This window comes from Burkholderia sp. Ax-1724, from assembly GCF_011752995.1.
Taxonomy (GTDB): Bacteria; Pseudomonadota; Gammaproteobacteria; order Burkholderiales; family Burkholderiaceae; genus Paraburkholderia.
Genome location: NZ_VWWL01000002.1, coordinates 17,067 through 37,462 on the forward strand (window position 1 = coordinate 17,067; position 20,396 = coordinate 37,462).

Below are 20,396 nucleotides of genomic sequence, written 5' to 3' on the forward strand. Positions count from 1 at the left end.
ACTTGCGCCGCGTCTAGCGGTCCAGTTCTTTCAGCAACAACGCCTCGGCCTCGGCGTCCGACAACTCCATCAGCTGTTCGGCGCTACGCCGCTCGTCCTCGCCGGTGGCGGCTGTCGCTTGCGTCGCGGGCGGCGGCGCGGGTTCGGCCGTCGCCGACGCGCCGCTTCCCGCTCCCCGCATATCCGCAAGATGCGCCGCCAGCTGTTCGACGTTCGCGCAATCCCAAAGTGCGGCGGCGTCGAATGCGACGCCCGTCGCGTGCTGCACCTTCAGCGCGAACTGCAGCGCGCTCATCGAATCGAATCCCATCTCGACCCAAGGGGTCGTGCGAGACACCTGCTCCTCGCCAATCTTCAGATGCGCGGCAACGATGCGCGCAATGCACCTCTCCAGATCACGTTTGACGAGCAGTGCTGCCGCTGCCTTGTCTTCACGACCCGTGCGCGGCGTAGGCGCTTCTCCCGGTTCGCCGCCGTCATAGCGGCCTTCAGTCCAGCTCGCGACCGTACGCAACTCGCCCTGCACGTAAGCACGGCGGCATAGAGCACGGGCGATCTTGCCGCTCGAGGTCTTTTCGATGGTCGCGGGTTCAACCAGCACGACGGCATGCGGCGTGATACCGAAGTCTTCGCCCACCACCACGATCATCTGGCGCAGCGTCGCGCGGGCATCCATCGCACGTCGCTGGGCGCGCCCAACCTCCTGCACGATGACAAGCTTCTCCTCGCCATCCACCGTCACCGACACCGCCGCGCCGCAACCGCGCCGCAACTCCGGCACCGCGTCCTGCACGCACTCCTCGACGTCCTGCGGATAGAGATTGCGGCCCCGGATGATCAGCATGTCCTTCACGCGACCGGTCACGAACAGTTCGCCATCGATAAACGCACCGAGATCGCCCGTGCGCATGAACGGCAAGCCGCCGGCCCCGGGCGGCTCATCCGGGAGCGTGGCGCGGAAGGTGTCCTGGGTGGCCTGCTGATTGCCGTAGTAGCCGATGCCGATGCCATCGCCTCGCGCCCAGATCTCGCCGACGCGGTACTGATCGGCGACGGCTGCGCCCGCGGAGTCGACGATGCGAATCTCCGTGCCTCGTCCCGTCGAGCCGCACGACACGAGGCTCTTGATATCCGCCTGTCCTGCCTGCGCACGCTCGATGACGCCCGCCGACAATTGCCTGTTGTCGACTTCAAGGTAGCGGACACCTTCGCCGTGTTTCACGCCGGTGATGAGCAGCGTGGCTTCGGCCATGCCGTAGCACGGATAGAACGCTTGCGGTGCGAAACCGTGCGGCGCAGCCGCCTCGAGAAACGTGGCCACGGTATTGCGGTTGATCGGCTCCGCGCCGCAAAAGGCCACCTTCCATGCAGAGAGGTCGAGTTGCGGCTGGGTGTCTTCCGGCAACTGCAACGCCAACGCGGCAAGCTGATAGGCGAAGTTCGGACCGCCCGACGTGTTTGCCCGATGCGCTGCGATCGCCCTCAGCCAGCGCCCCGGCTGCTGGATAAACGCGAACGGCGACATCAGGATCACGCTGGTGCCGATCGACGCGAGATGCAGCATCATCGACAGACCCATATCGTGATAGAGCGGCAGCCACGACAGCATGCGCGTCTCGCTGCTGTGCCCCATCAGGTCCGCAATCACACGCTGGTTATCGACGATGTTCGCATGCGTGATCATCACGCCCTTCGGCGTACCCGTCGAACCGGACGTGTATTGCAGAAACGCGAGATCGGAACCCGTCGGCAACGGCAATGGCGCATCCGCCGCGGGCGCGCCGGCCGTACACAGCTCCTCATAGGTAGCGAAATCGCAACCGGCGAACAGATCTTCCTTTTCGCGCAGCATCCGCAGCTTATCGATCGAGCCGACAGGAGCTACTACGAGCGATGCGCCGCTGTTTTCAACGATGGCCTGCAGCTTCTTCCACTGCGCTATCTTGCGCGGCTGCTGCGGATGGAATGCGGGCACTGCGATCATGCCCGCGGCAAGACAGCCGTAGAATGTGCAAACAAACTCGAAGCTCGTCGGAAGCAGCAGAATGACGCGCGCGCCGGCAGCGACACGGCTGCGCAAACCTGCTGCGATACACCGCATCCCCGCATTCAGATCGCTGAACGTGCTTTCGCTTTCGATCGTCTCCCCGTCGCGCAGGATCGTCAGCGCGGTGCGATCCGGTTCGCGCTCGCTCCATGCGGCGAGCGTCTCGATGATGGACGCGGGCTCGTGTGTCGTCGGAAACGGATGTGAGGTCATGAACAGTCTCTTGAATGTTGCGGGTCAGGTCTGTCGGCGTGTTGCGTTCTCGCGTTGCGCGCTCACGGCGTGGCGGCCCCGATTCATGCCTGCCGCAGAAAGGCTGCGGCGATGGCCCGCCTGTTGAGCTTCAGATTCTTCGTGCGCAAGCCGTTCTCGACGGTGAACTCGCTGCCGGTGAACACGATGTGCGTCAGTTGCCGTTGCGCCGGAAGCGTCTCGTTGACCGAAGCGACATGCGCGCGCAATGTCTGCGTGACCTCGGCATCGTCATGCCGGCGCGTCGAAATGACGACGTTCAGACCCGCGCCCTGGCCCGCCAGTACGACAGCGACCTCGACGCGCGGATCGCGGTGCAGCAGCGCCTCGATCGGCTCCGGATGAAACTTCTCGCCATTGCTCGTGACGATCGCGTCCTTCTTGCGGCCTATGACACGCAGAAAGCCCTCGTCGTCGAACTCTCCGATATCGCCCGTCGCTACCGAATTCGGCCCGACGAACGTCGTGCGCGCGTCCTCCTCCGACGCTTCGAAGTACCCCAGCGACAGCAGCGCACTGCGCGTGACGATCACCTCGCCCTCGTCCGACAGCGAGACGGAGCCTGCTTCGGCGGGTTGCCCCACGGTCCCGACGCGCACGCAGCCCGGCTTGTTCCACGCGACCATACCGGCCTCCGTGACGCCGAAGGCCTCGTAGAGTGGAATGCCGCATTCCCAGAAGAAATCGAGCGCCGTGCGCTTGATGGGGGCCATGCCGGTGATCATGTAGCGCATGTTGCCGCCCGTCAGTTCCTTCAGCCGGCGAGAAAGTGCGTCACCCTCGGCTTGCTGCGCGCCGGCACCGGCGCGTGCGAGGTTTTGCAGCGTCTCGTAGAGAATCGGCGGTGCGATCACGAACGTAGGCCGCTGCTGCTTCAGGCCGCCGAACAACAATTTGAACGGCACGGCGACGAAATCGATGCCGTGATAGAGGCAGAAGTAGTAGATCATCCGTTGCTGATAATTCGCGAACGGAAGGAACGTCAGAAAGCGATCGCCGGGCTCGACACCGAACGCTTCGAAATAGAGATTGAGCAGATTTTCCGTACCGCACCGGCCGACGATCAGGCCTTTGTTCTTGCCCGTCGTGCCCGAGCTGAACACCATCGAATGCGTGTGAGGCAAATGCTGGATCACAATAGGCGACACGCGTGGCAGGCGGCGAACCTGGTTTGCCTGACTACCCTCTGTGTCGGGCACGAAGCCGATATCAATCACACGATCGGAGCGTGGCGCATCGGCATCGAGCCAGCCAGGATCGACGGCCATGAGGGTCAACTGATACTGATCGATCGACGCCTCGCAGGATTGCGCAAGCCTGTCGTTCGGAAACGTGACGGACACGCATCCCAGTTCGATACATGCCAGATCCCAGACCATCCATGCGTAGCTACTCGGCGCCGCGATGCCGACACGGCACCCGGGGACAAGTCCCCGCGCCTTGCCGTGCTCGACCATCGCGAGCACGTCGACGAACAGATCGTGAAATGTCCTGGTGGTCTGTCCGCCCTTGTCGTCGACGAAGGTCAACGTATGGGGCTTGCCGCACAGACGACCGATAATTTCGTCGAGCCTCATGGCGTACGCTCCTCGATGAATGTCACGCGTCCAGCCGCGACGTTTCGGCCCCGGCATCGGCACCGAGCGCGTAGTATTTCTGCGCGGCGCTCTCATACATGTTCCAGAACAGACGGCAGGTGTGGCGCACCGCGAAGAGTGCTTCTTCCTGCGCCTGCGGCGTCCTGCACAGTTCCGATACGAGCTGGATGCCTTCGGCGACGTGTCCGATGTCCTCCTTCTGGTGAACCGAGAAGAACCGCGTGTCCTCCTCCGTGAGGCCATAGCAGTTCGCGAGAATCGTGTGGCGCGCGTCGCCCGCACGCGTTTCGAGGCTCTGACCCTCACTAGCGATCATCACAGCCGCCGCGCCGATGTGGTACGTGGCCTCGCCCTTGCAGTTCTCGAGGCGATAGTCGATCAGTTCGCGTGTGGCGTCCGACGGCGTCCATGCATCGCGCTCTTCGTCGCTGATGCCTTGCGCGCGAATGAAGTCTTCCATGAGTTCGACATGGTTCTTGGTCTTCGAAAAACGCCCTGTCTCTTCTTCGAACAGGTTGTATAGGAGACGCCGCTTGTGCTCCGGATACGGGCAGAGAAAATACAGATTCTCGATATATTCGAGAAAATATTTCGTGATCTGATAGCCCTCGAGCGTGATGATTTTCAGCAGGTTCCAGTTCCGCTCAGGCGTGAACAGCTCCCTGAAAATCGGATGATCGAGTGTGAGTTGTTCTTCGAGCGTCGAGCGCAATGCGCGTGCAAACGTATCCTTGTCCAATGCAACGGCTTCAGCGGCTGGCGTCATGATCGTCGTTCCCTGTCGGTTGGGGGTAATCAGACTGTAAAGCCCAATGACTGTCACCGAAACCTGTCCGTTCGGACGGTCCCGCCTCACCCTGTACGGCAGTTCAGGTTTTCAGGGCCCGGCGCAGCGGTTATAAAACAGAACGCCTGTGACCAATGGAGAAGCACATGGAAGATCACGTCAACGTGTTCGACGCGCTCACCGGATTGATCCCGCAGATCGTCGCAATCGACATAGCGCCGGCATCGATTACGCGCGACACGACGCTGACCGGCGATCTAATGCTCGATTCCATTTCGCTGCTATCGCTGATGGCTCTGACGGAAGAACGCTTCGACATCAGTTTCGCCGAGCACACGGAAGCCGTCGCGAATCTGGCGACTGTCGGCGATGCCGTCGATCTTGTCGAAACACTGCTTGCCGTCAAGGTCTGAGGTGCCTATGCCTATGTCTACCGGTATGGCAGAAGATCGCGTGCATCCGCTCGCATTTCAATTCGCACGTTATTGCGAACGCATGGCGGGCGGTGGTCGTGTGGCGGAAGGTGGCGAATCGACTGTATTCCTGACGAAGCGGGACGTCAGTGCCTTGTGCGCGCTTGCTAACGGCGCTTGCGCGGTGCAGTCCCCAACAATTCAGGCATTGTTGCGTCGAGGGCGAGCGGAACGTCTGCGGTTGGTTGTCGATGATCCCCTGCTGGCGATGCATGAAGAGTACGGGCGCTTTTTACAGATACTCGGCGTTGTATTCGGCTATGCCCCAGATACGCTTGCCGAAGCCTGTATTGTCGTACTGGCTAACGCGGTAGCGGATTGCAAGGCCACAGACTCCGACGCCGCGGATTCCAACGCGGTATGCATGCCGCTCGATGCGCTCACCGATAGCATCGCTAACCCGATCTTCGAAGTCCGCCGTCGCGCCGATGCATACTTTGAATGTGAGCCGCTCGCGCTTCCGGCGGATGACACCGGCGACATGCACCTGCTAACGGTCGAATCCGTCATGGCATGGCTCGCATCCGACGATGCATCGACACGCGTGTCTGGCGTCCACGTGCTTCGGGCGGATGCGTCGTTCACATGGCGCGCGTTGGTACAGACCGTTGCGAACGCGGCGAACGTCCCCGTGCGCGACGCCGGCAGCGAGTCCGGAACCGCAACGATCGACGCGCTCATCGAGCAGGAACGGCGCCATGTAGCCGAAACTCTTGCCCTCGACGATGGGCCGCACGAGGCACAGACCAGCAACGCGATACATGTGCACCGTCTCTCACCAGGCGGATTCGATTGGCGTAGTCTCGTGACGTATCGTGTGGCGACTCGACTCGGCTCGCATTGCCGGCGAACCGCACCGTGCTTTGGAAAACTTGCGGGGGTGCAGCGCAAATCGACTCGTACAGGTCTCAGCTATCTGCGCGTCGGAAATGGCCATTCCGCCATTCTGCTGGTCAACGCGTTTGGCCTGTCCAACGATGTCTGGCACGACTTTGCCCATGCGTTGCTCGATCGCTTCACCGTGTTTGCGATCGACGACGAAACGGAACACGAAGGCGCTTCCTTACCGCGAATCTACTATTCGACGCACGACGCCTTGCCACGCTTCACCGAAGCGGTCTCGGCCATGCTCTCCGAGGAAGGCTACGAGACCTGTCATGTGGCAAGCTGGTGCGGCGGTGCGAAGTACGCGATCGAACTGGCGCGTGCGTTACCGGACACCATCGCGTCGTTGAGTCTCTTCGCCCCCTCGTTCGCCGGCGCGGAAGATCATGTGGGCTCCGACTCGGTCTATGAGAAGAACCTGCATACGATGTGCAAACTGGTCGACCGAACGCCACAGGCCGCGCAAAGCATGGCGAAGTCGATGATCGCGCTGCTCGAGCGGCAAGCAAACGCACAAGGCGGCGACCCCCAGCCGTCCGTGTTCGAACTCGCCGATAGCGCGACCGTTCACTGGCTGCACGCGCCGTTTCTCTCCGCGTCGAACATGGTGGAATACAGCAGACAGTTGCTGAACTTTCGCACGCATCACATCGTGGCGCGTCATCCGAACGAACTTGGTGATCTGCCCGTCATGCTCGTCACCGGGAAGAACGACAGCATGACATGCTCGATTCGTGCGCATGCTATTTGCGCTGACTTGTGCCGGCCTCTGCACTTTGAACTGCACCACGCCAGTCATCACCTGATCAACCAGAACAGCGATTTGCTCGCACACCTGATGCGGGCATTCGTCGCCGATGGTCCCGCAACCGCTTCGCCGCACCCGCGGCTCTCGCGCGCGTCCACATTGAAAGCAGCACACCCGGAACACAACGAAACCGTCGTGCATGGAGAAATATGACGTGCGGGATCGTCGCTCCACACTGCCCTAACGGACAGCTACACGCAGGTTCTGCATCTCACTAGAGTGACACTATCAACCACGCCTTTGGCCGAAGCGCGACACGTTGGCGAATGGTTAGCGAATAGCACGCGCCTCGCGGTCTCTGGATTGGCGAGGAAAAAACTGCTGGCTGGAGGATTTCCCATGTACGCAAACAGTCTCGTCGAACTGATCGGTAATACGCCTTTGCTTCATCTCAGGAGCCTCTCGAACGAGCAACGGAATATTCGCGTTTTCGGCAAGCTCGAGTGCCACAACCCAGGCTATAGCGTAAAGGACCGCAGCGCGCTGCAATTGCTGCGCCAGGCCGAGCGCGATTACGGTCTGAAGCCGGGCTGGTCGATTGTCGAATCGACCTCGGGCAATATGGGCCATGCGCTCGCGATGCTGTGCGCGATTCACGGATACCGCTTTATCTGCGTGCTCGACCCGAAGACGCCGAAGGCGAATGCCAACGTCGTGCGCGCGTTTGGCGGCCAGGTCGAAATGGTGAATCAGCCCGACGAAACGGGCAGCTACCAGAAAAAGCGCATCGCCGTAGCGAAGTCGCTTGCGGCGACCACGCCGAATTGCATCAACCTCGATCAATACAACAACCCCGCAGCCATCGACGCACACTACTACTCGACGGGTCCCGAGATCGTCAACCAGTTGTCGGGCAAGGTCGACGCAGTCGTCGTGTCCGCGAGCACGGGAAGCCATCTGAGCGGCATCGCGCGTTACCTGAAGGAGCGCGATTCGGGCACCCACGTGATCGGCGTCGAACCGGAAGGCTCGGTGGTATTCGGCGGGGTGTACGTGCCGCATCTGCAGAACGGCTCGGGGCTCAGCTTCAAGCCCGGCAACATCCTCACGGATCTGGTGGACGAAACAGTCAAGGTATCGGACCGTCACGCCTTCGCCGGCTGCCATCGACTGGCGCTGGACGAAGGGCTGCTGCTGGGCGGCTCGTCGGGATCGATTGCGCACGCGGCGCGGTGCTATGTGGAACGGCTGAACGATCCGGCGAACATCGTGCTCGTGCTGCCGGACAGCGGCGTCAAATACCTCGAAACCATCTACGACGACGAGTGGCTGAGCGCACACGGACTGCATGACATTCTGCGCGATCTCGACACCGCGACGGAAGCGACCGAGGCTCACGCGCTCGCGCTCGAATCTCTCTAACACGATCCTGGCAGCCATGAACGACTCCCTGAGAACCGTCGCGGCGGATGGCGCGCATTACGCCATCGTCTTCGAAAAGGCGCGAGTGTCGCATGTCATCTACCGCTGGCCGCCGGACGTCGATGCGCGGCTCGGCGAGCAGATCGTCGAACTGATGCGCCATACGAGCCAGTCGGCACCGATCATCGGTTTTGCCGAAGCGATCAGCGATACGGAAGCCGAGCACTATCTTGTCGAATTGCGGGCGAACCTCGCCGCGCAGAAGTGCCGCCTGCTCGCGATCCTCGCGGATAACGGCACGCTGATCGGTCTGTGCACGCTGCGCCGTAATCTCAATCCGAACAATCGCCATATCACCGATCTCGCCAAAGGCATGATCCACGAAGCATTTCGCGGCGGCGGCGTCCTGCCCGCCGCCTTCGTCGAGATTGCGTTGCAATGCGAGGCTGATGGCGTGGAACTGGTCACGCTCGATGTGCGCGCCGACACGCCCGCCTATCGCGTGTGGGACCACTTCGGCTTCCAGACCTACGGTGTGCTGCCCGACTACGCTCGCGCGCAAGGCAAGACGCATGCGGGACACTTCATGATGCAGAAAGTCGCCGACCTCAAGGCACGCTCGCTCGGCATGCTTCAGGCACGCGTCGCCGATTCCCCGCGGTCCGGCGCGCAAGCGGCGTGAGCAGCATGAGCGGCACGACCTACGACGGGCTCGTCATCGATGCTCACTGTCACATCGCATCGACGCGATTCATCCCGCCTGCTTTCTTCGAAGGACTGTGCCGCAACGTCAAGGTGCGACTCGCGGCGACGGGCGTAAAGAAATCGCTGGGCGAACTGCTCGACATGTATGTGAAGCTGAGCCAGGACCATCAGGGCGATGCGCTCGTCAAGGAGATGGATTCGGCCGGCATCGCCCAAGCCGTGCTGCTGCTGCCCGACTTCACGTACGTGATGAAGAGCGAGCTGACCATCGACGAGATGTTCGCCGAGCATCACCAGATTCTCGCGCGCCACGCCGGGCGCTTTTTCGTGTTCGGCGGTGTCGATCCGCGTTGGGGCCCGGATGGGCTGGCGCTCTTCGAGAAAGGCGTCGACCGCTATGGCGTTGCCGGCCTGAAGCTGTATCCGCCTTGCGGATATAGTCCGAGCGATCGCCTGCTCTACCCCTTTTACGAGCTTTGCAACGCGCGACAGTTGCCGGTGTTGATGCACATCGGCCCGACCAGTCCGACGCTTGACTTTTCGTACTCGCATCCGGACCTGCTCGAGCGCGCCGCGATGGATTTCCCTGACGTCAATTTCATTCTCGCTCACGGCGCGATCCATCACGTCGAAGCATGCGTCAACCTGTGTGCGTACCGGCCTAACGTGTATCTCGACATCAGCGCGTTTCTCGCCTCGATGCATCCGCAAGGCTGGCGCGCCGCGCTCACCGACCTGTTCAGGATGGGCATCAATCACAAGATCCTGTTCGGCACCGACTGGCCGGTGTTCCGGAACTCGGGTGGACACCGAAAGGTCATGGACATGTTCACCGCGCAGGACGGCCCGTTGTCGGCCGTGTCGCCGCATCAGCGCGCGTGGCTGATGTCGCGTAATGCGATGCGCCTGCTTCCGGAGAAACAGCTTGCGACGATGGCGGCGTAATCGCGAAAGGCGGCGTTCAGCATCGGGAGAACACGTACGCGCTCTGGCTGCGCGGCTTGCGATCGTCCTCGCATACGGTTGGATCGCGTGCCTCGCTCACGCGCAAGACGGCCGGAACAGCGGCACTGGCACGGTGGACCTCGATCACTGGACGCCCGATGAAAAGGCACAACTGGCTGCGATGCGCTTGACGCCCGTCGCCACCATCAATATCGACCCGTCGAACCGGGTCGCCGCATTGCCCGAAGCAGCTCAACTCGGCAAACTGCTGTTCAACGATCCACGCTTTAGCCGGAACGGCGCTGTTTCGTGCGCAAGCTGTCATCACCCGGACCGGCAATTCCAGGACGGCCTGCCGCGCGCGCAGGGATTGAGCGAAGGGGTGCGCAGGACAATGCCCGTCGTCGATGTGACAGCCGGGCCGTGGTTCTTCTGGGACGGTCGCAAGGACAGCTTGTGGGCGCAGGCGCTCGGTCCACTGGAGGACCAGAAGGAGCATGGCAGCAATCGCCTGCACGACGCGCATCTGGTACAGGAGCACTATCGAACCGGCTACGAGGCCCTCTTCGGCCCGGTACCGGACCTGGGTAAGCTCCCGCAAAACGCGAGTCCACTCGGCACCGAGGCCGAAAAGGCCGCGTGGCAAAAGCTCGATAGCCAAGCGCGCACCGACATATCGCGCGTGTTCGCGAACATGGGCAAAGCGCTCGCGGCCTATGAAGCAACGTTGCGGTTTGGAGATTCGCGCGTCGATCAGTACATCGACGGAATTTCGAAGAACGATCCTAAACTGCTCGCGGCGCTCACTCCTGCCGAAAAAACCGGTCTGCATCTTTTCCTCGGCAAGGCGCAATGCGCTACCTGCCATACCGGCCCGCTACTTACCGACCATCAGTTCCACAACGCAGCCGTTCCGCCCTCCGACCCGAGACATGCAGATCAGGGTAGAGCCGCCGCGATTCAAAAAGTGCTTACCGATGAGTTCAACTGCATGGGTCCGTTCAGTGACACCAAACCCGACCAGTGCGGCGAATTGCGCTTCATTGCCAAAGACGACCCTCACATGTTAGGCGCGTTCAAGACACCGGGGCTGCGCAATGTCGCACTCCGTCCACCGTATATGCACGCCGGCCAGTTCGCAACGCTCGCAGACGTGATGCGCCACTATTCCAAACCGCCGAACGCCGTGGTTGGGACAAGCGAGCTGAAAACACTGGATCTTTCGGAGACCGAGCAACAGGATCTTATCGCCCTGCTACATGCGCTCTCCGGTCCCATCATCGAGATGCCGCCCGCGCAGTGATGCGCGGGCGGCACGCTTACGCCGCATTGGACGACCGGCGCTCCCTGATCGCGACACCCATCACCTTGACCTGTCCGCCAAACGGCAGCGCGGCGACCTGATAGATCGTGCGTGCGGGGCGTCGGCCGGCTTCGAACCGTCCGGCGAAAACTTCGTTGACCTCTGGCAGCGCACCGAGATCCGTGAATGCGATATCGACGAACACCAGATTCGCGGGCTCGAAGCCAGCAGCGTCCAGCGCGCGAAACAGATTGTCGAAGGCAAGCTGTGCTTCCTGCGCCGGCGTACCGGCGACGTAGTGGCCATCGCTATCGATCGACAACTGGCCGCTCAGATAGCACATGTCGTCGACGACGACCGCATGACTGATCGGCGAGGACCATTGCGGCAGACCTTCGCCGGACGTAACGAAATGCCTCATAGTGCGTCACTCCTTTGAGTTTGGGATTGCGATGCCTTCCAGGACATCTCGGTCCAGTACAGTTCGCCGACACCCGATGCGCCGTCGATGCAAAACAGCCGTGCACGTGCAACCGCACAATCGGCGCTCGCGACCACGGCCAGCGTCGCGCATCCGATCTTCCTGCTCAGCCCTGTCCATTGACGGCCTTCGTACCACGCACCCGGCTGCGTTTCGTCGAGGTCTTGCCAGCACGCATCCCGTGGAGGGCGACTAAAGCCTGTGCCTGCCGCCTTGAGCAGCGCTTCCTTCAAAGTCCATAGACGAAAGAATGCATCGTCGAAACACGGCTGCCGCTCGAGCCAGCGGCGCTCCCGTACATTGAATACCAACCGCGCAAGCGATGCCGCACCCAAGATCGGTCGATGCCACTCCACGTCGACGCCCACCTCGACCGCCGACACCGCAATCGCTACGCAGTCCCCGCTGTGACTCAGGTTGAAACGATAGGGAAACGGCTCAACGACTTGCGGTTTGCCGCAATTGTTGCTCGTGAAAGCAAGATCAAGCGGTGAGTCTGCGTTGCCATATCGCGCAAGCACCAGGCGCTTCAACGAATGCGCGCGTTCGTAGCGCTTGCGCGCGACAGCGGCGCTGAACCGGTCGCGCCGTTGCCGCTCGTCGTCGCTCAGGCATGACACAAGTGCCGGCGCGGACAGCGAACACCAGATGTCGAGCATGACAGTCACCTCAGAAGTAATGCTTGACGAGCACTTGCCACAGTGTCTGCTGAGGCATCGCGCCGTATTCGCTGAGGCTGCTGCCGCCATTCAGTTGCCACTGAAGCGCGACGTCGGTGCGATTGAGGTGATAGCGTGCTTCGAGCCATGTCAAACTGCTGTGATCGGCGAGATTCATACGGATGAAGCCGCTCAGATCGAGCCGCGGTATGAACGCATCCTGCCAGCGCAGCATCGCAAACACATCGTCACGCGTCGCCGGATCCTGCTGTGCGTTGGCGAGATTACGGTAAGCGAGGTACTGCTGCTGCGGGCCTTTCTGAAGCGATTCCCAGCCTGCCTTGTCGAGTGCCGCGCCGTCTCGCTGGTATTCGAGCGTCAACGACAGATTCCGCGACGTCGTACACGTCAAGCCCGTCGACATGCTCCAGCGGAACGCGACATCGCTTTCCGGCTGCCCCAGCGCACGCGCGAGGGTCGATGGGCTGCGGCCGCCGGTCCACTCGACATACCCCACACACGCGTTGTTGATCAGATGTGTGAGGTTCACACCGAACTGCGGCGAGCTCCCGGGCTTGCCGTCGCCGTAGAGCAGAAACTGCGGCGACAGATCGGCAACCATGTGCTGGCTCACGGCCATCAGCCAGCGCGTATTCTGGTTGGTTGCGCCAAGGTCGACGGAAAAGTCCGCATCATTCGGCCCGCTCGCGAGCTTCGGCGCAACCAGGGCAGTCAGCGAACCACCCGTCCACACTCGCTGGCCCCGCAGCATCACGGTGCCGAGGCGGTTCTCGCGCAGGCTGGCCGGGTCCACGGACGCGACGGAGCGCACGGCGTTGTCACGGAAATAGTCGGTCGGATTGTAGCCGGTCGCCACACCCAGGCGCATGTTGATCCGGCCGATATCGACGAGGTTCTGTCCCTCGCGTCCGACGCTTCCGCTAACGTAAAACTCCTTGACTGTATTGATCGCGCCGGGGTCACCGCTGAAGCGTTGCGGGCCATTCAGATCGAGGCGGTCCGCGAAGTTGAAGCGCCAGCCTGTCGCGAAGGCCTTTTGCACCGCCAGCTCGATGGCGAGACGCTCGGCCGTTTGCACCTGGTCGTCCGGCCGCACGGTCGCAAGACGCAAGGCCGGTTCGAGGCTGAACTGATAGTCCGCCTTGTCCACCTTCTGCGTCGGCGTGGCATCGGCCAGCTTCAGTCCGGCTTCTTCCGCATCATCCGCATGACACGTGCCGGCCAGCAGCGATAGCACGGCGAAGACGACGCACCCACGCATCATTCGGGCTGGAAGCTCGGCAGATAGTCATGCTGGAACCAGCTGTCGGGGATCTCCCGCGCGGTGAAGTCCGAGTAGCGCATAACCGTGACCAGATTCGGATTGAGCCCGTCGATGATGACGATTTCAGTCGGCCTCAGCGCGCCGAGTTGCTCCTGATAGCGTCGATAGAACGCGGTTTTCAGCAGCTTGCCGCTGTCGCTGAAAAAGCGCGCCTTGATGGGCCGCTGGCTTTCCTTGTCGATCCACATCTCGACGGAGTTGTACGTCATGTCCGGCACGCTTTCTGTGAGCGCCAGCTTGTAGGCGCGGCGCGTCTGCCGGTCGCCGTCCTGCACGTCCTCTTCGTCTTCGATGCGCGCCTTGTAGCCCTGCGCGAAATTCACTGTCACCACGTCGCCATTCGATGCCTGGCCAAGCAGGCGCTGTTGCGGCGAGATGCGGATGCTGGCCTTGCTGGTCGGATCGAAAAACCACAGGTCGTTGCCCGTCTTGAGCATCAACTTGTTCACATCGCGTGCGGGTGCCTCGAAGCGGATCAGGCTACGGAACTGGCCGCTGTTCAGATCGACGCGTGAATACGCCTGCAACGCGTTCGAATCCGTCTGCTTGCCGTCCGTGTATTGGGTCAGCGTCACGTTCAGCGAGAACGGCTGGGCGGGATTGCGGATGGCGTCGCTGGCGGCAAGGATGCCCTGCGCATCGCCCGCCACCGAGGCCGCCTGCACCGCGGACCAGACCACGGCGGCCACCGTCATGGCGACCGCGCCACGGATCACGAAACGAATCGACAACATGGGAGACTCCCTTGCGATGTGGCTTGTCAAAGGGTGTGCGGGACCGGCCCGTCCCTGAAAGGAAGGCAACGAAACAATCGGTTGAGCGCCGCGCATGCAGCGCGCGGCAAGGTTTGCGCGGCGGCTAGTAGCCCGGGTATTGCATCTGCAATGCAACCCACGCGGCGGTGCGTTTGCCGAAATCGTCGGCAACCGCCTTCAGCGATTCGTCCAGCGCCCGCAACGGCCGGCTGGAATCAGGCGCGGGCAGCATGCGGCTCGGCGCATCGATGCCCGCCACCCTGTCCGGCACGATCATGAGTCCGCGCTTCGTGCGTATCGGGTCGCGGCTTTGCGCAACCGTATAGGCGGTAGAACGAAAAGTGGTGGAATAGACGTCGGCTTGCAGCACGAGCGCAATTTCATCGACGCCCGGCTCGATCGGAATGCCGAAGTCGTCGTGCGACCAGAAGGACACGTAGTTGCCCGCGATCGTCATCATCGACGGCAAGCCGAGGTGAAAGCTCGCACTCGGAATTTCCGACGACCACGACTGCCGGCCCAGCGATTCCGCCAGTTCATCCGCGCGTTCGCGCCCCGCAATGGCCTCCACCAGCGCGAGCGATGCCGGAATCGTCGCCGTCACGCCCGTCGTGGTGACGACCTTGCCGTCGGCGATATAGCGCTTGCCCTCGACCCAGTTCGTCTTCGGGAACTTCTTGCGCAGATCGCCCATGGAGTACCAGTGCCCCGTCGCGCGACGGCCATCGAGCAGCCCCGCTCTCGCCACGACCCACACGCCGTCGCACACGCCGACGATCGTCGCCCCCTTCTTCGCCTGCTCCGCAACCCAGGATACCAACGTCGCATCGCTATCGCGGTGCACGGCCGGAACGATCACGTAGTCCGCGCCCTCGGGGACGCGCTGATCGAATTCCGCCGTCGTTTCCTTCGGTATCACGTTCATCGGCGCGGGGAACATGCGAATCGGACCGGGTTGCGTCGCAAGCGGGATGACGTCTGCCGCCCCCGAAGCCATCAGTATTCCGTACGGAACCACATAGTCCGTGAGCTCGGTGTAGTAGTTCTCGCCCACCACGACCACGACCGGACGCGAACGACCGAAGCGCGGCTGATAAGGCGGCAAACGGTCGGGCCTGGCACTCGTCGGCTTCGCCGATGCCGCAACGGCCGGATGCACGGCGGCAAACGGAGTGACGGCGATCAGCAGCATCAGCCAGAACATAACAATTCTTCGCATGGAGACCTCTTGAAAATTGCGTCACCAGGTACTTCAACCTGCATCCATCTGCTTCGACCTGGCAGGACCATCGTGCCGGGTTATCACGACGATGGCGGCAACACGACATTGAATGTCACCGCATCCGTACCCATTGGCGATCTGACCTTCAGATTGATCACCCACCATCCCGGCATGCTGAATTTCATGCCTTCCAGAAGGTAGTGCCCGGCATCGCCCTGCTGCACCACCTGAGGTTGCGTCGGCAGTCCATGTCCGTGCTGCGGCATGCCGCCGCCGACGTCGATCACCGCTCCTTGCACCAGTTGACCGGAGGGTGCGCGCAGCGTCATGCTCCACGTCTGGATCTGGTTGAGACGCACGTTCCGTTCCGGCGGTTCGAGCGCAATCACGTACTTGCCCGCGTTCGTCTGCTGCGTCAGTGCAAGATTCAGATTGGCAGGCACCTGCTGACCATACGCATTGCAAAGCAACAATGAGAGGACGAACGCCGCCAGTAACAATTTGAGCATCTTCTGCACGATTGTCCCGTCCATAAAAGAACGATTGATGAATTAAATTCCACATGCATAAAACATCCGCATCAAAACATTCGCTACGCATAACGAAGCGCATCGACGATGTTCATGCGCGACGCACGCCGTGCCGGCAGCAAGGCAGACAGTACCGACACCGCGAGCAGCCCGACTGCCGTTCCCGCAATCAGGTCGTTCTCGCCCCACACCCGGATGATCAGCGGTACGGGCGAGCGTCCCGGGGGCGTCCACGTGAGCCCGTTGTGATTGATGATGGCTGCAAGCGCGGCCGCACTCAGCACACCCAGCGATGCGCCCAGTATCCCCAGTAGTAATCCTTCGCAAAGGAACAGCCGGCGCACGCCCTCACGACGCAGTCCCATCGCCCGCAGCGTCCCGATTTCGACGGTACGCTCGAAGACTGCCATGCTCATCGTATTGCCGACGGTGAAGAGGACGATCGCGGCGATCAGCAGCGCAATGAAGCCGAACAGCGTGGCAAACATGGCAAGCGCCTGCCCATAGAACGGATTGAGTGTCATGTAGTCGACGACTTCCGTTTCTTCACCCTTGAATCTGGTGCCCAGCAGTTCTTCGATGCGTGCCTTGGCGGCAGGCAGTTCGGCTGTGTGCTTCAGTTGCACGACGATGGCCGTCGCCTTCGGTTGATCGCTACCATAGACGAGGCGCTGCGCCTGGGCCAGATGCAGGCCCACGTACATGTCGTCGTATTCTTTCACGCCCTGCTGTTCCGCCTTGACGACATGCAGTTCCGAGACGTTCGGCGCGCCGAGCGCCGTCGCGGCGAGCAGTTCGATGGTCGGATATTGCGCGGCCTTCTCCGGCACGGGTTCGGTCGCGCTGGCGAGCTGAGCGACATCCGCAGGCAGATCAGGGCCCGTGTTGTCGTGCGGCCTCGTCTGCGGCGCGCAGTTCTTGACCTCCAGCTGGCCGCACAGTTGCAACACGCGTGCGAGCCCCGTGCCGACGATCGCCGCGTCCGTATCCGTTCCCGTCAGCGCAAGCGGCGGGATAGTCACCGGAAATCGATAATCGTTCCACGCCCGCATCCGGTTCTGATCGTCGACGAGCACGCCCAGCGCGAGAGCCGTACGCGACACCCCTTCCCTGAAGTTGCCGGCGATCCCCTGCAGCTGCAACGTCGGCGTCACGACAGTCACCATCGACGCCAGCACGGGGTCGGCCTTCAGCGTATCGGCGATCTCGCGATAGTTCGCAATGCCATACGCGGCCGGATCGCCACTGCCGAACTCGTAATAGCCCTTCCGTTCGATCTGCAGGTGGCCGCCATACTTCACGTAGTCGGTCTGCAGTCCATAGGTGATGTTGCGTGTGTATCCGCCGAACAGCAGCACCGCATGCGCACCGACGATCATCGCGAGCAGGGTCGTGATCGACCGTCGCCGGTTGCGCAGCAGATTGCGCAGAGCGAGCGAAAGCGTCTTCATGCCACTGCCTCCTCTTCTTTTGCCCGCGAGACGCTGACCACGCGCCCATCGCCGATGCCGATCACGTCGTCCCCTTCGGCCAGCACCTTCGGATCGTGCGACGAGATCACGAACGAGACCTGTCGCTCGCGTTGCAGGCGGCGCATCAGACCGATGATCGCATCCCCCGTACCGCTGTCGAGATTGGCGGTAGGCTCGTCGGCCAGCACGAGATTCGGCGACGCGACCAGCGCTCGCGCAATCGCAACACGTTGCCGCTGACCGCCCGACAGTTGCCCTGGCCGGTGGCCCGCCTTGTCGGCAAGGCCCACCGCCTCGAGCAACTCCCTCACGCGCTGCGCCCGCTGCGCATCCGTCAGGCGAATGCCGGCGAGCAGCAGCGGATATTCGATGTTCTCGTGCGCCGTCAGCACCGGCAGCAGATTGAAGTTCTGGAAGACGAAGCCGAGATGCCGCGCACGAAAATCCGACAACGCATCGTCCGGCAATCTGGAGACGTCTTCATCCGCGACGACGATGCGACCGCGGTCGGGACGATCGATGCATCCAATCAGATTCAGCAGCGTCGATTTACCGCTCCCCGATGCGCCCGCTATCACCGTAAGAAGACCCGTTCGAATTTCGAGGTTGATGTCCTGCAACGCGGCGACTTTGACGGCGCCCATGAGATAGCTCTTCTCAACGGCTTCGAGTTTGACGGCGTTCATGGTCTTGGCGAATGGAAAAATTCCCAGCTCGAATGGAGTTCATCGCAGACGGATGGCGGCGACGGCCTTTACGCAGAATATCAACTTGTCCGCGAGGAAAAACCTGTTCGATGGGGCAGGCCTTTGGCGCGTCAAGTAGATTCCTTCGTCATCAAAATGTTGGAAAAAACATGTCATCGTTGCCCCATCCTCTCTACAACATGCGCATCGACGATGACAATCCGCCTCGCCACACCCGCTCCCGAAGCATATCTTCAGCCGCTTCTTATCCATCACATTCTCTATGGCGCGATCACCGCGCATGCGGATCAGCAGATCGTCTATCGCTCACATCACCGGCAGACCTATTCGGATCTTTTCAAGCGCGTTCATCGACTTGCGAACGTGCTTGCTTCGCTAGGCGTCGACGAAGGCCATACGGTCGCTTTCATGGACTGGGACAGTCATCGCTACCTCGAAGCCTATTTCGCGGTGCCAATGATGGGTGCGGTACTCCAGACGGTCAATGTCCGCCTGCCGCAGGAGCAACTGATCTGGTGTCTGCAGGATGCGAAAGCATCCGTGCTCGTAGTTCATCGGGACTTTCTGACACTCGTCAATGCGATCGCGCCTCATTTGCCGGATCTTCGTCGCTGCATCGTAATCGCGGACGGTGAAGCGTTCTCAGGGCAGAACGATGTGGGCGAATACGAGACCATGTTGGCGGCGTCCGGCACGAAATTCGACTTCCGCGAGTTTAATGAAAATGCAATCGCCACGACATTTCACACGACGGGAACGACGGGCCACCCGAAGCCTGTCAGTTTCACTCATCGCCAACTCGTGTTGCACACGCTCGCCCTCGCGACCACGCTCGCTGCGCAACCCGACAATCAGGGATTGCGACGCAATGACGTCTACATGCCGTTGACGCCGATGTTTCATGTTCACGCGTGGGGCGTACCCTTTGTCGCGACAATGCTAGGCATCAAACAGGTGTTTCCGGGTCGATACGACCCAGCACTTATGCTGAAGCTCAGACGCGATGAGAATGTGAGCTTTTCACACTGCGTACCAACGGTCCTGCAGATGATTCTTGCGGCCGCGCGGTCGGAGCAAGCCTCCGATCTTGCACCATGGACAATGCTGATTGGTGGCTCAGCGCTTACACGTGCACTACGTCAGCAAGCCGCTGACTTTGGCATCGATACGCTTGCAGGGTATGGGATGTCAGAAACTGGACCCGCAATCGCCATTGCGAGAAATGTGGAAGAACACCCAGACAAGCTGGATGCGGCGCTCCGCCGTGCCGGCTGGCCGCTACCGCTGGTGCAGGTCGATATTGTCGATCCAGAGATGAACAGTCTTCCGCATGACGGACGCAGCCAGGGCGAACTGGTGCTTCGCGCCCCCTGGCTGACGCAAAGCTATGGCACCGATGCAGCCGCAAATAAAGCGCTCTGGCTTGGTGGCTGGATGCATACGCAGGATCTGGCTTCGATCGACCTGCGTGGCACGCTCACCCTCCGCGATCGCATGAAAGATGTCATCAAGAGCGGTGGTGAATGGGTATCGTCCGTGCAACTCGAGGAGTTGATCGTCTCGCATGAGGGCGTTGCCGAGGCTGCAGTCATTGCCGTCGAGGACGAAAAGTGGGGAGAACGCCCGCTCGCTTATGTTGTGCCGAAAGTCGAGTTTTCCGGCAATGTAACGTCGGACGCCATTCAACAGCATCTCACTGCTTTCGTCGAAAATGGCACGATCAGCCGTATCGCTGTTCCCCACGACATTCGCGTCGTTGAAAGTCTCCCCAAGACCAGCGTCGGGAAAGTTGACAAGAAGGCATTGCAAAAAAATACGCTGGCAAGTGCACGCCCTGATAGACATGTAGTGGTCAACCCATCCCGGACACTGCGTTAAGTTTTTCTTCCGCGACTGCCGGCGCCAGTCCGTCGTTGAACTGATGCGGCCGTATCCAGTTGTACCGGTGCATCAGGTAGTGGCTGATATCCCGGTGTGCTTCCTGCACCGACATGTACCCCACTGACGGTAGCCATTCCGTCTTGAAGCTGCGGAACAGCCTTTCCATCGGAGAGTTGACG

Annotated in this window: 18 protein-coding genes and 1 pseudogene; 7 read left to right on the forward strand and 12 right to left on the reverse strand. The window is 61.3% G+C overall.

Annotated elements, in window-relative coordinates; all coding sequences use genetic code 11:
• Positions 1 to 13 precede the first annotated feature (13 nt).
• The 3 genes from F3J19_RS02135 to F3J19_RS02145 all read right to left on the reverse strand — a co-directional run bounded on the left by F3J19_RS02135 (position 14) and on the right by F3J19_RS02145 (position 4,663).
• Complete coding sequence (locus tag F3J19_RS02135) at positions 14 to 2,260, reverse strand: AMP-binding protein (protein WP_167036991.1); 2,247 nt, start codon at positions 2,258 to 2,260, stop codon at positions 14 to 16.
• An 83-nt stretch (positions 2,261 to 2,343) separates the two neighbouring features.
• Positions 2,344 to 3,876: an AMP-binding protein gene (locus F3J19_RS02140; RefSeq protein ID WP_167036994.1), complete on the reverse strand. Its 1,533-nt coding sequence runs from the start codon at positions 3,874 to 3,876 to the stop codon at positions 2,344 to 2,346.
• Positions 3,877 to 3,898: 22 nt separating this feature from the next.
• Entirely contained in the window at positions 3,899 to 4,663 is a 765-nt protein-coding gene (locus F3J19_RS02145) for an iron-containing redox enzyme family protein (protein WP_167036997.1), read from the reverse strand.
• A gap of 167 nt (positions 4,664 to 4,830) precedes the next feature.
• On the opposite strand from F3J19_RS02145, the gene F3J19_RS02150 reads away from it, so the two are divergent.
• The 6 genes from F3J19_RS02150 (at position 4,831) to F3J19_RS02175 (ending at position 11,165) form a co-directional block, all read left to right on the forward strand.
• Positions 4,831 to 5,097: a phosphopantetheine-binding protein gene (locus tag F3J19_RS02150; RefSeq protein WP_167036999.1), complete on the forward strand. Its 267-nt coding sequence runs from the start codon at positions 4,831 to 4,833 to the stop codon at positions 5,095 to 5,097.
• A 13-nt stretch (positions 5,098 to 5,110) separates the two neighbouring features.
• Positions 5,111 to 7,003, forward strand: a complete 1,893-nt coding sequence (locus tag F3J19_RS02155; RefSeq protein WP_167037002.1) for an alpha/beta hydrolase — start codon at positions 5,111 to 5,113, stop codon at positions 7,001 to 7,003.
• 186 nt (positions 7,004 to 7,189) lie between these two features.
• On the forward strand, positions 7,190 to 8,212 hold the full coding sequence (locus F3J19_RS02160; protein WP_167037005.1) for a cysteine synthase family protein: 1,023 nt from the start codon (positions 7,190 to 7,192) through the stop codon (positions 8,210 to 8,212).
• A 16-nt stretch (positions 8,213 to 8,228) separates the two neighbouring features.
• Complete coding sequence (locus F3J19_RS02165; protein WP_167037008.1) at positions 8,229 to 8,894, forward strand: GNAT family N-acetyltransferase; 666 nt, start codon at positions 8,229 to 8,231, stop codon at positions 8,892 to 8,894.
• 5 nt (positions 8,895 to 8,899) lie between these two features.
• On the forward strand, positions 8,900 to 9,862 hold the full coding sequence (locus F3J19_RS02170; protein ID WP_167037011.1) for an amidohydrolase family protein: 963 nt from the start codon (positions 8,900 to 8,902) through the stop codon (positions 9,860 to 9,862).
• Positions 9,863 to 9,995: 133 nt separating this feature from the next.
• Entirely contained in the window at positions 9,996 to 11,165 is a 1,170-nt protein-coding gene (locus tag F3J19_RS02175) for a cytochrome c peroxidase (protein ID WP_345890994.1), read from the forward strand.
• Between the two features lie 16 nt (positions 11,166 to 11,181).
• Here F3J19_RS02175 and F3J19_RS02180 read toward each other — a convergent pair whose 3' ends face one another.
• From F3J19_RS02180 to F3J19_RS02215, 8 genes are all read right to left on the reverse strand, one after another.
• Positions 11,182 to 11,586: a RidA family protein gene (locus tag F3J19_RS02180; RefSeq protein WP_167037017.1), complete on the reverse strand. Its 405-nt coding sequence runs from the start codon at positions 11,584 to 11,586 to the stop codon at positions 11,182 to 11,184.
• On the reverse strand, positions 11,583 to 12,305 hold the full coding sequence (locus tag F3J19_RS02185; protein ID WP_167037020.1) for a 4'-phosphopantetheinyl transferase superfamily protein: 723 nt from the start codon (positions 12,303 to 12,305) through the stop codon (positions 11,583 to 11,585). The genes F3J19_RS02180 and F3J19_RS02185 overlap by 4 nt, the downstream gene beginning before the upstream one ends.
• Before the next feature lie 10 nt (positions 12,306 to 12,315).
• Positions 12,316 to 13,590, reverse strand: coding sequence for a hypothetical protein (locus F3J19_RS02190; protein WP_167037023.1), 1,275 nt, complete (start codon positions 13,588 to 13,590; stop codon positions 12,316 to 12,318).
• Positions 13,587 to 14,345 carry an outer membrane lipoprotein-sorting protein gene (locus F3J19_RS02195; protein ID WP_167037942.1) on the reverse strand — a complete coding sequence of 253 codons (759 nt, stop codon included), beginning with the start codon at positions 14,343 to 14,345 and terminating at the stop codon, positions 13,587 to 13,589. The genes F3J19_RS02190 and F3J19_RS02195 overlap by 4 nt, the downstream gene beginning before the upstream one ends.
• A 163-nt stretch (positions 14,346 to 14,508) precedes the next feature.
• Complete coding sequence (locus tag F3J19_RS02200) at positions 14,509 to 15,624, reverse strand: DJ-1/PfpI family protein (protein ID WP_167037026.1); 1,116 nt, start codon at positions 15,622 to 15,624, stop codon at positions 14,509 to 14,511.
• An 83-nt stretch (positions 15,625 to 15,707) separates the two neighbouring features.
• Positions 15,708 to 16,136, reverse strand: coding sequence for a FixH family protein (locus F3J19_RS02205; protein WP_240158699.1), 429 nt, complete (start codon positions 16,134 to 16,136; stop codon positions 15,708 to 15,710).
• An 83-nt stretch (positions 16,137 to 16,219) separates the two neighbouring features.
• A complete protein-coding gene (locus tag F3J19_RS02210) occupies positions 16,220 to 17,608 on the reverse strand; it encodes an FtsX-like permease family protein (RefSeq protein WP_167037032.1) in 1,389 nt (462 codons plus the stop codon).
• On the reverse strand, positions 17,605 to 18,315 hold the full coding sequence (locus F3J19_RS02215) for an ABC transporter ATP-binding protein (protein WP_167037035.1): 711 nt from the start codon (positions 18,313 to 18,315) through the stop codon (positions 17,605 to 17,607). The genes F3J19_RS02210 and F3J19_RS02215 overlap by 4 nt, the downstream gene beginning before the upstream one ends.
• Before the next feature lie 213 nt (positions 18,316 to 18,528).
• Here F3J19_RS02215 and F3J19_RS02220 point away from each other — a divergent pair, with 213 nt between their 5' ends.
• On the forward strand, positions 18,529 to 20,214 hold the full coding sequence (locus tag F3J19_RS02220) for a long-chain-fatty-acid--CoA ligase (RefSeq protein WP_167037945.1): 1,686 nt from the start codon (positions 18,529 to 18,531) through the stop codon (positions 20,212 to 20,214).
• On the opposite strand, the pseudogene F3J19_RS02225 reads toward F3J19_RS02220, so the two are convergent.
• Positions 20,189 to 20,392 (reverse strand): annotated as a pseudogene (locus F3J19_RS02225) (integrase core domain-containing protein); the annotation flags it as partial. The gene F3J19_RS02220 and the pseudogene F3J19_RS02225 sit on opposite strands and share 26 nt — an antisense overlap.
• Positions 20,393 to 20,396: the final 4 nt, after the last annotated feature.

Coding starts and splice junctions, on each gene's coding strand:
- F3J19_RS02155 (WP_167037002.1), top strand. CDS start 5,111: ATGTCTACCGGTATGGCAGAAGATCGCGTGCATCCGCTCGCATTTCAA.
- F3J19_RS02190 (WP_167037023.1), bottom strand. CDS start 13,590: ATGATGCGTGGGTGCGTCGTCTTCGCCGTGCTATCGCTGCTGGCCGGC.
- F3J19_RS02200 (WP_167037026.1), bottom strand. CDS start 15,624: ATGCGAAGAATTGTTATGTTCTGGCTGATGCTGCTGATCGCCGTCACT.
- F3J19_RS02165 (WP_167037008.1), top strand. CDS start 8,229: ATGAACGACTCCCTGAGAACCGTCGCGGCGGATGGCGCGCATTACGCC.
- F3J19_RS02160 (WP_167037005.1), top strand. CDS start 7,190: ATGTACGCAAACAGTCTCGTCGAACTGATCGGTAATACGCCTTTGCTT.
- F3J19_RS02215 (WP_167037035.1), bottom strand. CDS start 18,315: ATGAACGCCGTCAAACTCGAAGCCGTTGAGAAGAGCTATCTCATGGGC.
- F3J19_RS02195 (WP_167037942.1), bottom strand. CDS start 14,345: ATGACGGTGGCCGCCGTGGTCTGGTCCGCGGTGCAGGCGGCCTCGGTG.
- F3J19_RS02185 (WP_167037020.1), bottom strand. CDS start 12,305: ATGCTCGACATCTGGTGTTCGCTGTCCGCGCCGGCACTTGTGTCATGC.
- F3J19_RS02205 (WP_240158699.1), bottom strand. CDS start 16,136: ATGCTCAAATTGTTACTGGCGGCGTTCGTCCTCTCATTGTTGCTTTGC.
- F3J19_RS02140 (WP_167036994.1), bottom strand. CDS start 3,876: ATGAGGCTCGACGAAATTATCGGTCGTCTGTGCGGCAAGCCCCATACG.
- F3J19_RS02145 (WP_167036997.1), bottom strand. CDS start 4,663: ATGACGCCAGCCGCTGAAGCCGTTGCATTGGACAAGGATACGTTTGCA.
- F3J19_RS02220 (WP_167037945.1), top strand. CDS start 18,529: ATGACAATCCGCCTCGCCACACCCGCTCCCGAAGCATATCTTCAGCCG.
- F3J19_RS02180 (WP_167037017.1), bottom strand. CDS start 11,586: ATGAGGCATTTCGTTACGTCCGGCGAAGGTCTGCCGCAATGGTCCTCG.
- F3J19_RS02150 (WP_167036999.1), top strand. CDS start 4,831: ATGGAAGATCACGTCAACGTGTTCGACGCGCTCACCGGATTGATCCCG.
- F3J19_RS02210 (WP_167037032.1), bottom strand. CDS start 17,608: ATGAAGACGCTTTCGCTCGCTCTGCGCAATCTGCTGCGCAACCGGCGA.
- F3J19_RS02170 (WP_167037011.1), top strand. CDS start 8,900: ATGAGCGGCACGACCTACGACGGGCTCGTCATCGATGCTCACTGTCAC.
- F3J19_RS02135 (WP_167036991.1), bottom strand. CDS start 2,260: ATGACCTCACATCCGTTTCCGACGACACACGAGCCCGCGTCCATCATC.